Origin of the sequence: Curtobacterium sp. MCBA15_013 (assembly GCF_001865095.1) — a bacterium.
In the GTDB taxonomy this organism is placed as follows: domain Bacteria; phylum Actinomycetota; class Actinomycetes; order Actinomycetales; family Microbacteriaceae; genus Curtobacterium.
The window spans coordinates 1-304 of the sequence record NZ_MJGQ01000075.1; the positions used below are offsets into that span (position 1 = coordinate 1).

Sequence of the window (304 nt, forward strand, 5' to 3'; positions counted from 1 at the left end):
GGCTGCCCCATGCTCAAAGAGCCGTCCCCGCAACAACACGAACTCGAGATGGTCAGTCTCGAATCGTTGGTCCCCGACAACCACCTTCTTCGCAACATTGATCAGTACATCGATTTCGAATTTATCCGTGACCGGGTTCGACACCTGTACTGCTCCAATAACGGTCGTCCGGCACTGGATCCGGTGGTGCTGTTCAAGATGCTGTTTCTCGGCTATCTGTTCGGCATTCGCAGTGAGCGGCAGCTGGTGCGGGAGATACAGGTCAACGTGGCCTATCGCTGGTTCTTACGCTTCAACCTGACAG

General features: G+C 54.9%; 1 protein-coding gene. It reads left to right on the forward strand.

Going from position 1 to position 304, the window contains the following annotated elements; genetic code table 11:
* Positions 1 to 9: 9 nt before the first annotated feature.
* Positions 10 to 304, forward strand: a 295-nt coding sequence (locus BIV01_RS17540) for a transposase (protein ID WP_139199558.1), incomplete at its 3' end; no start/stop codon positions are given.